Here is a 10,508-nt window from a genome sequence, read left to right as displayed (position 1 = left end):
CCACCGGCCCCCTTGGACCCACCGGCCCCCTCAGCCCCGGCCGACGTCTTCATACGCACCGTCGGCGGTAGCGCCACCCGCAGCCCGGCCGCCTCCAGCACGCGTACGGCCGCCTGCCCCACGGACGGCGAGAGGTGCTCGGTGAAGGTGTCCGGCCACAGAATCACCAGCTCACCGCCCTCGCGCCGACCCTCGACCGGCTTGGCGCGCCGCCGCTCCCACCACCGGCTGAACGTCCGCGTCGCCAGCCGCGGAATCTCCCGCTCCGGCGCGATCCCGCCGAGCCGTTTCGCCGCCCACGCCAAAGGCGGTACGGCGGCGAGGGCGTTGACCAGCGAGGCGGTACGCGTGCGTGCCACGAGCCGCAGCCACTCCGGCAGCCGCCCCATGCTGTGGTGCGCGGCCGGGCGGCGCCGTCCCTCGTAGTGGTGGTGCAGGAACTCCGCCTTGTACGTGGCCATGTCGACCTCGACCGGACAGTCGGACCGGCACCCCTTGCAGGCCAGGCACAGATCCAGCGCGTCCCGCACCTCCGTGGAACGCCACCCGTCGGTCACCAGTTCCCCGGCGAGCATCTCGTGCAGCAGTCGGGCACGCCCGCGCGTGGAGTGCTCCTCGGCGCCGGTGGCCCGGAAGGACGGGCACATGACGGCGGAGCCGCTCGCCGACGTCGTACGGCACTTGGCGACCCCGACGCAGCGCCGCACTGCCGCCGAGAAGTCGCCGCCGTCGGCCGGGTATCCGAAGGCGACGTCGACCGGCTCGCGGGGCAGGACGGCGAACCGGAGGTTCGAGTCGAGCGGAGCGGGGCGCACCAGCATGCCCGGATTGAGCAGGTCGTCGGGATCCCACACCCCTTTGGCCCGCTCGAAGAGACCGACCAACTCCTCCCCGTACATCTTCGGAAGCAGCTCGGCCCGTGCCTGCCCGTCCCCGTGCTCCCCGGACAGCGAGCCGCCGTGTGCCACGACGACCTCGGCGAGCTCCTCCGAGAAGCGCCGGAAGCGGCCGACGCCTGCCTCCGTGAGCAGGTCGAAGTCGATACGGACGTGGATGCAGCCGTCGCCGAAGTGCCCGTACGGCGTGCCGCGCAGCCCGTGGGCGGTCAGCAGCGCGCGGAAGTCCCGCAGGTAGGCTCCGAGCCGCGCCGGCGGCACCGCACAGTCCTCCCAGCCGGGCCAGGCCTCGCTCCCGTCGGGCATCCGGGTCGCCGTACCACTGGCGTCCTCCCTGATGCGCCACAGGGCCCGCTGCCCGGCCGGGTCGGTGACGACGAGGGCGTCGACGACATCGGCGGCCCGCACGATCGCCTCGGCACGCGCGCGTGCCTCCTTCTCGGACTCCCCGTCGGTCTCGACGAACAGCCAGGCCCCGCCCGCCGGCAGCGCGGTCGGTGAGGGCACCAGGTCGGCCGCCATGCCCTCCACCGTCAGCGGCCCGTACGGCAGCAACCCGGCGGCCGCCTCCGCCGCCGCGCTCTCGTCGGGGTACGCCAGCACGGCGAGCGCACGCGCGCGTGGCGCCTCAACCAGCCGTACGGCCGCCTCGGTGAGGATCCCGAGGGTGCCCTCGCTCCCGCAGAACGAACGGGCGACGTCGGCGCCCTTCTCGGGCAGCAGGGCGTCGAGCGCGTATCCGGAGATACGGCGGGGCAGCTCGGGGAACCCGGTCCGCAGCCGGGCCAGGTCCCCCTCCACCAGCTCCCGCAGCCCCTCCGGCGCACCGGCCCACTCCCGCCCCAGCCGCAGCCGCTCCCCGCACCCGCTGATGACCTCCAGCTCCCGCACGCTGTCCGCGGTCGTCCCCCACGCCACCGAGTGCGAGCCGCACGAGTTGTTGCCGATCATTCCGCCGAGCGTGCAACGGCTGTGGGTGGAGGGATCGGGGCCGAAACGAAGCCCGTGCGGGGCGGCGGCGTCCTGGAGGCGGTCGAGGACGAGCCCGGGCTGGACGACGGCGGTACGGGTCCCGGGGTCCAGCGACACGACCTTGTTCATGTGGCGGGTGAAGTCCAGGACTACGCCGGTGCCGGTGGCCTGGCCGGCGATGGATGTGCCTCCACCACGGGCGACGACGGGCACCATGTGGTCGCGGCACACCTCCAGTACGGCAGCCACGTCATCGGCATCATGTGGTGCGACCACACCCATCGGGACACGCCGGTAGTTGGAAGCGTCCATGGTGACCAGTGCCCGGGAGGTGACGTCGAACCCGACCTCGCCCCGGACGGCGGTACGCAGTGCAGCCTCTAGATCCCTCATGCCTCCAGCAAACCAGCCGACGTCCGGCATTCCAGCCCGTCCGGCGTTTGAGGACGAGGCCGTTCAGGCCGAAGCGGGGGTCTGGGGGCGGCAGCCCCCAGCTCCGACGCCCACACAAACCCCGTCTCACCCGACGGACGAGGTTTCACCGAGGTTTCCAGAAACAGCTACGCTCCCCCCGTGGCTGAGATCCAGATTCCCGCTGACATCAAGCCCGCCGACGGACGTTTCGGCGCGGGCCCCTCCAAGGTGCGGACGGAAGCGCTGGACGCGCTGGCCGCGACCGGAGCCTCCCTTCTCGGTACCTCCCACCGCCAGGCCCCGGTCAAGAACCTGGTCGGCCAGGTGCGCGAGGGCATCCGCGAGCTGTTCCAGCTCCCCGAGGGCTACGAGGTCATCCTCGGCAACGGCGGCTCGACGGCGTTCTGGGACGTCGCGACGCACGGCCTGATCGAGAACAAGTCGCAGCACCTGAACTTCGGTGAGTTCAGCTCGAAGTTCGCGAAGGCCGCCAAGCTGGCCCCCTGGCTGGCCGAGCCCACCGTCATCGCCTCCGACCCCGGCACGCACCCGCAGCCGGAGGCCGAGGCGGGCGTCGACGTCTACGCCTTCACGCACAACGAGACCTCGACCGGTGTCGCCATGCCGATCAAGCGCGTGGCGGGCGCGGACGAGGGCTCCCTGGTCCTGGTCGACGCCACGTCGGGCGCCGGCGGCCTCCCGGTGGACGTCTCCGAGACCGACGTCTACTACTTCGCCCCGCAGAAGTCCTTCGCCTCCGACGGCGGCCTGTGGATCGGCGTCTTCTCCCCGGCCGCGATCGAGCGCGCCGAGCGCGTCCACGCGTCCGGCCGCCACGTCCCGGAGTTCTTCTCGCTCCCCACGGCGATCGACAACTCCCGCAAGAACCAGACGTACAACACCCCCGCCCTCGCCACCCTCTTCCTCCTGAACCAGCAGCTGGAGTGGATCAACGGCCAGGGCGGCCTCGACTGGGCGGTCCGCCGCACGGCCACCTCCGCCCGCACCCTGTACGGCTGGGCCGAGGACATCAAGTACGCCAGCCCGTTCGTCACCGACCCGGCCAAGCGCTCGGCCGTCATCGGCACGATCGACTTCACGGACGAGATCGACGCCGCCGCCGTCGCCAAGGTCCTGCGCGCCAACGGCATCGTCGACACCGAGCCCTACCGCAAACTCGGCCGCAACCAGCTCCGCGTCGCCATGTTCCCGGCGATCGACCCGGCGGACATCGAGGCGCTGACGAAGTGCATCGACTATGTGATCGAGAAGCTGTAGCGGTTTCCTCTACGACGCCGAAGGGCGCCCGGCGATCAGTCACCGGGCGCCCTTCGTGTAATTCCGGCTACTTGTCGGCGAAGAGTTCCTCAGCGGTCTCCACGGTCAGGGAACGGTCGAACCAGATCCCCAGCAGCTCCAGTTCGTTGCAGGCCATGACCCGCTTCCGGACAGAAGCGGAGACTTCGATTCCCCGCACCTCAAAAGCCCGAAGAACGTCCTCAGCCTTGGCCTCGGCCCTGACTCGGATCCACGTCTCCTCCATCACGCTGCCGAAGCCGGGGAAGTTCGGGGTGTACGCGGCCATCAGTTTCCTCCAGTCATGCACGAGCCTCGCCCCGGTCTGCCACCACTGGCGCCAGCGCCTCCCGTATCGCAGGCAGAGCCGGATCCTTGGCGTGAGCGAAACCGGAGCACACACGGCACCAGCATGCTGGTGTGAAACGGCGCTCAAGCGGGAGTGTCGCGGGCGCCCTTCGTACGTGCGATTGCCTAGAACTGCTGGAGGAAGGCCTGCCAGCCTTCGCGGGAGACGATGAGCACAGGGCCGTCCTGCAACTTGCTGTCGCGGACTGCTCGGCCGCCGGGGGCGGTGTCGGCGACCTCGATGCAGGCGTTCTCCTGCCCGGAGTACGAGGACTTCCAGAAGGGACTAACGACCTCGGTCACGATGTGTCTTCCTTCAAGCTCCGCAGTATGCCCCGGATGAGCTTCGCGCTCGCGTCCGGTGTCAACGCTGAGGATCGTAGTAGGTCGAACGCATTGGCGTAAGCGGCGAGGTCCTCGGGCCCTTCAAGGACCGACGTGCCTCGCAGATTGTCCATGGCGACCGCTTCGACCATCGGCTCCTCGTCGAAGCTGAAGGAGTAGAAGGCGGAGGAGTAACCGGCCAGTAGGCCCGCGCTGAACGGCAGCACCTGCACCGTAACGTTCTTCCGCTTGCCGATTTCAAGAATCGCGGTCAGTTGCTCCCGATGAACCTCGACACTCACCAGCGGCTGCGCGAGTACGGCTTCCCAGAGAATGGCCGTGTACGACGCTCCGCCATCTTCGATCTTCGCCTGCCTGCCCAGGCGCACCTTCACCAACTGGGCGGCCCGTTCTGGCTCCAGGTAGTGAGGGCCGCGGGCGATAACCGCCTCTGCATAGGCGGGAGTTTGCAGAAGCCCCGGCATCATCACAGGCTGCCACTCGCGGATATAGGTCGCGTCGTCCTCCAACGCGATGTGATCGACGTAGTCCGGCCGCAGGTGCTCCGCGTGTTCGAGCCACCAGCCCCGGTTCTTTGAGTGCTTTGCCAACTTCTCCAGCTTGGCGCACACTTCCGGATCCTTGACTCCGTACGCGTCCAGCAGCAGTCGCACTTCGATGACGCGCGCGGTGACATGTCCGGTCTCAAGGCGGCTAATCCTGGCCTGGCTTGACGCGATGACCTCGGCGGCCTGCGGCTGATCCAGCTTGGCAGCCTGCCGGTACTGCCTGAGCGCCGTACCCAAGCGCCTGCTGCGCACCGTCGGCCGTCCACCTGCGGGCATGGGGCCTCCCCTCTCCTGCGGCAACGATGCCACACAGACAGTCACCCCGAGAGGGCTTCACTCGATTGAGCGATCGACCGCATGCATTCACTTGAAGCCATTGCACAGGAGATGCGCGCACCCGTAGCTTCGCAAAGGCGCCGCAACGGAGCGCATCTTGACGACACGTCAGGAGGTACGGCACCCCCATGCCCGCAACCGAAACCTTCCGCATCCCCAAGCGCAGACGACACGTCCCCACCGCCCGCCAACACATCCGCAAGGCCCTCGCGGACTGGGGCATCACCGACGAACTCGCCGACGCCGTAGTCCTGTCGGCGAACGAACTCGTCACCAACGCCGTGACCCACTGCCGTACCCCGTACGCCCAGGTCAGGGTCGCACTCACCCTCGACGGACCGGAACTGCTCCTGGAGGTGTCCGACCCGGACAGGGACCGGCTCCCCCAGACCCACGAATCCGGCCCGGACGAGGAAGGCGGACGCGGGCTCGCACTCGTGGCGGGGCTGGCCGACGCCTGGGGGCATCGACAGGAAACGTACGCGAAGTGTGTGTGGGCCCGGTTCACGCTCGCCGTGACCGCGGAGAGGGCTCATGTTCCGGCTGGTTTATGACGCGGTCGCCCGACTGCGCAGCCGCCCTGCGGTGCGGGAACAGGACCTCGGGCCAGATGTGAGGGCGGCGGACCCGTACGTGTGGCGGTTACCGAACCCGCGCGACGCCCGCTGGCACCGCTGGGCCAGGCGTTCCCGCGCGGCCGGCTATCGCTTGCCGTTTCCGCAGGACGAAGCGTGCTGGTCGACCGCCCTCCCCTCGCGGAGGCCGCTCTGGGAGACCTCCGACGGCGTGGTACGGCCGTACGCCCTCAGACCTTGATGCTGCGGCGGACGCGGGCGATCACCTGCTGGGCGTCGGCACCGTAGACGGCGGACTCTGCGAAGGTGTCCCAGACGCGCCGGTAGAGGGCGATCGTTTCAGCGTCGTCGAGCCAGAGTTCGGCGTGCCAGTCCTCGACCACAACCAGGCGATCGTCCAGCATGCAGAAGGAGTTACCCAGCGCCAGGGGCAGGTTGGCATCCAGGGGCAGGATTCCCATGCGCAGGGTATCCATGCCCACCACGCCGAGCAGACGATCGAGCTGGGCCATCAGTACCTCTGGTGGGCAGATACGAGCCCACAGCACGCTCTCATGCATGAGCAGGTTCAACCGCTTGCCCGGTTGGTACAGCCACTCCTGCCGTTTCATGCGAGCTCGCACCGCGGCTTCCGTGTCCCGTGGCGCATTCTGGAGTGCGGAGTGCCCCTCGAAGACGTACCGAGCGTAATCGGCTGTCTGGAGCATCCCGCTGATAGCAGCGTTGCTCAACATGTGCATGGTCTGGGCGTCGGAGACGAGAGTGTTCCAGGTCGCCTGGACCGGGCCATGCCCTCCTGCGAGTTGGCGCCGCCATGAGCGGATGTGGCTCTCGAAGCCCTTCAGACGGGCACGCAGCTCCTGGAACACCGCAGGCTGCCCCACAGCCTCGGTCCATACTCGAAGGTCATCGTCCGTGGGGGTCTGTCTGCCGTTCTCCAACTTGCTGACCTTCGACTGCGGCCACCCCAGCCGTTGGGCTAGTTCGGTACCGGTGAGCCGACCATCGGGGCTCTCGACGCGTAGTTCCCTGAGCCTGCGGCCCAGTTCCGCGCGTGCCCTCTGATAGTCCGTGCTCACCAGTACCCGTTCATGCTCCTACGCGCCGCCGTGCATCTCGGCCGTGAACTGCTTCCACGGTACGGCGTGGTGCCAAGCAGCATCCCGGATCATGGCGCAGCGCACCACCTCTGCCGGTTCCGTGATTAGGTCCACGTGGGTGAGCTGGTCGTCGTCATCGAACCGGAGAAGCGCAATGAGACGGCTGTCGAACAGCCAGAAGTCCTCGGCGGGGAGGCGGAGCCGTTCCGCGTCGGCACGCCACATGTTGCGGATGTCCTCACCGGTCGCGATGTTCCACCTGGCACCACCGAGGAGGTAGCGCTGACCAGTGGTGGGAGGCTGGTCCACGAGCCGCACCCGCTCGACACGCTTTCCCTGTGCGGTCTGCGTGCGGATCGTGTCGCGGAACGCCTTGGCCGGCGATCCTTCCGGCCAGTCCTCCACGACGCTGCCGGTCTCAATGAACGCGTCCCAACGGTCGCTTGCCTCGTCACTCGCGTACCGCCGACGGGTCTCCAGGCGCCATGCCGTGTGCTCGAACTTGCCGAACAAGTCGCCGAACTCGTCCAGATCGATCGTCCGCACCTGCCGATTCGCCTCCTTCGGTGCCCAGTCCACCAGCAGCTCACGAGGTACCACGACGGCGACTTCTCCATCCGTGAGGTGCTGGAGCTGCGCCACATCTCCGCCGTCGGTGAGAGGAGGCCCATGCACGATGATCTCCCCGCTGTCCAAGTCCTCATGCAGGGACGGGCACCCGCCGACGTCGCTCCCCGTCCCGTTGAACCGCAACCTACGCGCCATGAACGACAACTCCCTTGGCCCTCGTTGATGTTGCGCACCCAGCCTGCCCGTCTCTCTGAGTGAATGTCCATGCATTCAGAGTGACCGCGCGAGAATAACGGAGAATATTCTCTCCCTGGCGCCCCTCCCCCTCCCTACGGTCGTCCCCGAAGCCACACCACCCGGGGAGGCACGCCATGACAACGCAGTTACCCAGCGGCTTCGACACCTGGCTGCTCGACTGCGTCCCCGCCACCGGCTGTGACATCTGCGCGGCGAACTGGCGGCAGCTCCTCGCCCGCAAACAGCTAGGCGACATCGCGCAGGCCGTACGCCACGCCACCGAGATCCGGGACCACACCTCCGGTGTGCACGAAAGGCCGTAGCACCGGAAGTGCGAGCCCGCCTCCCTCCCCGAACCCCACCAGTCGAGCAGGAAGGTGCAAGCCATGCTGAACGGAATCGACCTGTACGCACTCGACCTCAGCGGTGCCTCATTCGTGAAGGCATGCGGGGGCAACACTCACCCCGACGGGGAATCGTGCGTGACCCTGGCCCGGATCGGCGACGACGCCTGGGCTCTCGGTGACAGCAAGAGGCCGGACGCGCAGCCGTTGCGCTTCACGTCGGCGGAGCTGCACGCGGCCGGCATCGACCCGGAGCTCTTCGGCCTGCCCGTCTGAGTCACCCCTCTCCCAGCCGGTCCTGAACGGCGTACCCCCTCCCTTCCAGGACCGGCTCCCCCGCCTCCCACAAGTCGCGCACACCGAACCGGACGCCCCCATGCACCACCACGCCTACCTGTGGACGGGCCCGAAGTCCCGCTTCGACCAGGAAGCGCTGAGACGCCCACCCCATCCGGAACCTCCGCCCGCGGGAAGCCGGCCGGAACTGATCCAGCGGTACCGCGAGGTGGCCGCACTGTTCCCGGCATCAGATCTGCCACCGTTGGAAACGGCGTACTGGCTCGTCAAGCCACGCTCGCTCGTCCGCGGCACCTGGCCTGATCCGAGGGAAGCGGCAGCCTGGCTCAGCGACCGGTTGGCCGAGTACGCGCCCCGGTTCGCCTCCCCCGCTCATCGCGACGCCCGTCATCTGACCCGTCTCGTCATCTCCGCCGCCGAGCGGCTGGCAGCAGGCAGTGACGTGTCCCTCGGTTTCTACCTCGAACGACCCTCGTACCTTTCCCTGGCCTTGGTGATGTGCGACCCGAGCCACCCGTCCCGCGAACTCCCGTGTCCGCTGGCAGGGTGAGGTACCCATGGCCGACCCTGGAGAGACAGAGGGACACCCGGCACCGACCCGGGCGTCCCTCGCGCTCACGTGGCCATACACGTCGTACTCAGGTCGCCGTACAGCTCACACTCGGCACACCCCCGCCCCCGGGCGCGCCCCCGAACCCGAAGCTCGCCGAAGCACCCGCCGCGAGAGCCCCGTTGTGCCCGGCGTTGGACGCGGTCACCGTGGAGCCGCTCTGGGTGTACGACGCGTTCCACATGGACGTGACCTGCTGGGAGCCGGGCCAGGTCCACGTCACCTTCCAGGACTTGACGGGAGACGCTCCCGTATTGGTCACCTTCACCTCGGCGTTGAAGCCGCCGCCCCAGTCGCTCGTCACGGTGTAGGCGGCGCTGCATGTCGCGGTGCCCCCGCCGGGGTCGGGGTCCGGGTCGGGGTCGCCTCCGCCGCCTTCCGGGAAGCCCGGTGCCTTGATGCTCGCCAGGTAGCCGTCCTTCGCCGTGTCCACCGTCTGCCAGTCGTCCTTGAGGATCCCTCCCGTGTCACCGGAGTTGGGGTTCCAGGACCAGAAGGTCCAGTGGAAGGAGTCCGCGCCGTACGTCGACGTCGAGCGCAGATAGGTCACCAGCGTGGACAGCCACTTCTGGTCCACCGTCGACTGGAGTGTCGTACCGAACTCTCCGAGCCAGACCGGGGCGATGTTCTGCTTGAAGACGTAGCCCCAGTACTTGTCCCAGACGCCCGGCAGGTTGGCGGGGTAGGACGGGTCGCTGAACCAGGGCTGCTGGGCGACGCTGGTGGCGTAGTCGTGGGCCGAGTACACCAGCCGGTTCGGGACGTCGAGCTGGACCGGGTGCTGGGCTACGCCCATGAGGTTGCCGCCCCACCAGCCGTTGACGCCGTCGTACGACTGGACGCCCTCGACCATGACGAGGAGGTCCGGGTTGGCGGACAGGACCGCGTTGCCGGCCCGCTGGGCGGCGAGGCGCCAGTCGCGGGTGGTGTCGCCGCAGCCCCAGCAGGCGGGGTCGTGCGGCTCGTTGTGCAGGTCGATGCCGACGACGGTCGGGTTGCCGGCGTAACGCGTCGCCAGTGACCTGAGGTTGGCGATCCAGGTCGACTCGGGTACCGCCGTGGTGTACCAGAGCGCCGACTGGCCGCTCGCGTCGGGACGGTGCCGGTCGAGGACGATCTTGAGGCCGATCTGGCCGGCGTACGCCACGATCCTGTCCATCACCTGCAAGGACGTCAGCCCTTGCAGGTCGGCGTTCTTGCCGTCGGCGTAGTTGATGCTGTCGGGCATGGTGCCGGACTTGAGGATGTCGTCGCTGAACGGGAGGCGGAGGGTGTTGTAGCCCAGCGATCTCATCTGGTCGAGCATGCTCTTGTAGTCACGGGCCCACAGGCCGTGGACGACGTGGTTGCCGGTCTCGAAGCCGAACCAGTTGATCCCGGCGATACGGACCGGCTGCCCGGCCGCGTCCAGGATCTGCCGACCGCTGGTGTGCCAGTAGCCGGCGCCCGCCTCGGCGGCGGCCCCCGCGGCAACGGCCGGTGCGACAGCGGCCTCGGCGGCCCCCACGGCACCGGACCCCGCCGCGTCAGCGGCCCCCCCCCCCGCCCCAGTCTCGTATACACAAATCCGAGCCCACCAGACCGGTTATATAATCTCGGATTCCGTCTTATGGGTTGAAA

At 68.6% G+C, this 10,508-nt stretch carries 12 protein-coding genes; 5 read left to right on the top strand and 7 right to left on the bottom strand.

Annotated features, from left to right (window positions below; translation table 11 throughout):
• A partial coding sequence (locus tag L0P92_RS37215) for an FAD-binding and (Fe-S)-binding domain-containing protein (protein WP_234767489.1) occupies window positions 1-2,261 on the bottom strand: 2,261 nt, incomplete at its 3' end.
• Between the two features lie 180 nt (window positions 2,262-2,441).
• Here L0P92_RS37215 and serC point away from each other — a divergent pair.
• The gene (gene serC, locus L0P92_RS37210) at window positions 2,442-3,560 is read left to right on the top strand and encodes a phosphoserine transaminase (RefSeq protein ID WP_234767488.1); all 1,119 of its coding nucleotides are present in this window, start codon (window positions 2,442-2,444) and stop codon (window positions 3,558-3,560) included.
• Window positions 3,561-3,627: 67 nt separating this feature from the next.
• Here the strand turns inward: serC and L0P92_RS37205 are convergent, their stop codons facing one another.
• From L0P92_RS37205 to L0P92_RS37195, 3 genes are all read right to left on the bottom strand, one after another.
• A complete protein-coding gene (locus tag L0P92_RS37205; RefSeq protein WP_234767487.1) occupies window positions 3,628-3,867 on the bottom strand; it encodes a hypothetical protein in 240 nt (79 codons plus the stop codon).
• Between the two features lie 185 nt (window positions 3,868-4,052).
• Window positions 4,053-4,229 carry a DUF397 domain-containing protein gene (locus L0P92_RS37200; RefSeq protein WP_234767486.1) on the bottom strand — a complete coding sequence of 59 codons (177 nt, stop codon included), beginning with the start codon at window positions 4,227-4,229 and terminating at the stop codon, window positions 4,053-4,055.
• Complete coding sequence (locus tag L0P92_RS37195; RefSeq protein ID WP_234767485.1) at window positions 4,226-5,095, bottom strand: helix-turn-helix domain-containing protein; 870 nt, start codon at window positions 5,093-5,095, stop codon at window positions 4,226-4,228. The genes L0P92_RS37200 and L0P92_RS37195 overlap by 4 nt, the downstream gene beginning before the upstream one ends.
• A gap of 188 nt (window positions 5,096-5,283) precedes the next feature.
• Here L0P92_RS37195 and L0P92_RS37190 point away from each other — a divergent pair, with 188 nt between their 5' ends.
• Complete coding sequence (locus L0P92_RS37190) at window positions 5,284-5,709, top strand: ATP-binding protein (protein WP_234767484.1); 426 nt, start codon at window positions 5,284-5,286, stop codon at window positions 5,707-5,709.
• Between the two features lie 251 nt (window positions 5,710-5,960).
• On the opposite strand, the gene L0P92_RS37185 is transcribed toward L0P92_RS37190, so the two are convergent.
• Both L0P92_RS37185 and L0P92_RS37180 read right to left on the bottom strand, forming a co-directional pair.
• Complete coding sequence (locus tag L0P92_RS37185) at window positions 5,961-6,809, bottom strand: helix-turn-helix domain-containing protein (protein ID WP_234767483.1); 849 nt, start codon at window positions 6,807-6,809, stop codon at window positions 5,961-5,963.
• 18 nt (window positions 6,810-6,827) lie between these two features.
• Window positions 6,828-7,595: a DUF6879 family protein gene (locus L0P92_RS37180; protein WP_234767490.1), complete on the bottom strand. Its 768-nt coding sequence runs from the start codon at window positions 7,593-7,595 to the stop codon at window positions 6,828-6,830.
• Window positions 7,596-7,771: 176 nt separating this feature from the next.
• Between L0P92_RS37180 and L0P92_RS37175 the strand changes: the two genes are divergently transcribed.
• From L0P92_RS37175 to L0P92_RS37165, 3 genes are all read left to right on the top strand, one after another.
• On the top strand, window positions 7,772-7,960 hold the full coding sequence (locus L0P92_RS37175) for a hypothetical protein (protein WP_234767482.1): 189 nt from the start codon (window positions 7,772-7,774) through the stop codon (window positions 7,958-7,960).
• A gap of 63 nt (window positions 7,961-8,023) precedes the next feature.
• Complete coding sequence (locus L0P92_RS37170; RefSeq protein WP_234767481.1) at window positions 8,024-8,257, top strand: DUF397 domain-containing protein; 234 nt, start codon at window positions 8,024-8,026, stop codon at window positions 8,255-8,257.
• Window positions 8,258-8,357: 100 nt separating this feature from the next.
• Window positions 8,358-8,828 (top strand): hypothetical protein, encoded by a 471-nt coding sequence (locus L0P92_RS37165; RefSeq protein ID WP_234767480.1) that lies wholly within the window; start codon window positions 8,358-8,360, stop codon window positions 8,826-8,828.
• An 88-nt stretch (window positions 8,829-8,916) separates the two neighbouring features.
• Here L0P92_RS37165 and L0P92_RS37160 read toward each other — a convergent pair whose 3' ends face one another.
• Window positions 8,917-10,395 carry a cellulase family glycosylhydrolase gene (locus tag L0P92_RS37160; RefSeq protein ID WP_234767479.1) on the bottom strand — a complete coding sequence of 493 codons (1,479 nt, stop codon included), beginning with the start codon at window positions 10,393-10,395 and terminating at the stop codon, window positions 8,917-8,919.
• Window positions 10,396-10,508 lie beyond the last annotated feature (113 nt).

This window comes from Streptomyces muensis, from assembly GCF_021474425.1.
Lineage (GTDB): Bacteria > Actinomycetota > Actinomycetes > Streptomycetales > Streptomycetaceae > Streptomyces > Streptomyces muensis.
The sequence above is the reverse complement of the archived record's forward strand: the minus strand, read 5'-3'. Positions and strand labels throughout refer to the sequence as shown.

What these genes read in the sequence shown, in the direction of transcription:
- L0P92_RS37205 (WP_234767487.1), bottom strand. Translation starts at nt 3,867, where the DNA reads ATGGCCGCGTACACCCCGAACTTCCCCGGCTTCGGCAGCGTGATGGAG.
- L0P92_RS37195 (WP_234767485.1), bottom strand. Translation starts at nt 5,095, where the DNA reads ATGCCCGCAGGTGGACGGCCGACGGTGCGCAGCAGGCGCTTGGGTACG.
- L0P92_RS37190 (WP_234767484.1), top strand. Translation starts at nt 5,284, where the DNA reads ATGCCCGCAACCGAAACCTTCCGCATCCCCAAGCGCAGACGACACGTC.
- L0P92_RS37180 (WP_234767490.1), bottom strand. Translation starts at nt 7,595, where the DNA reads ATGGCGCGTAGGTTGCGGTTCAACGGGACGGGGAGCGACGTCGGCGGG.
- L0P92_RS37175 (WP_234767482.1), top strand. Translation starts at nt 7,772, where the DNA reads ATGACAACGCAGTTACCCAGCGGCTTCGACACCTGGCTGCTCGACTGC.
- L0P92_RS37170 (WP_234767481.1), top strand. Translation starts at nt 8,024, where the DNA reads ATGCTGAACGGAATCGACCTGTACGCACTCGACCTCAGCGGTGCCTCA.
- L0P92_RS37165 (WP_234767480.1), top strand. Translation starts at nt 8,358, where the DNA reads ATGCACCACCACGCCTACCTGTGGACGGGCCCGAAGTCCCGCTTCGAC.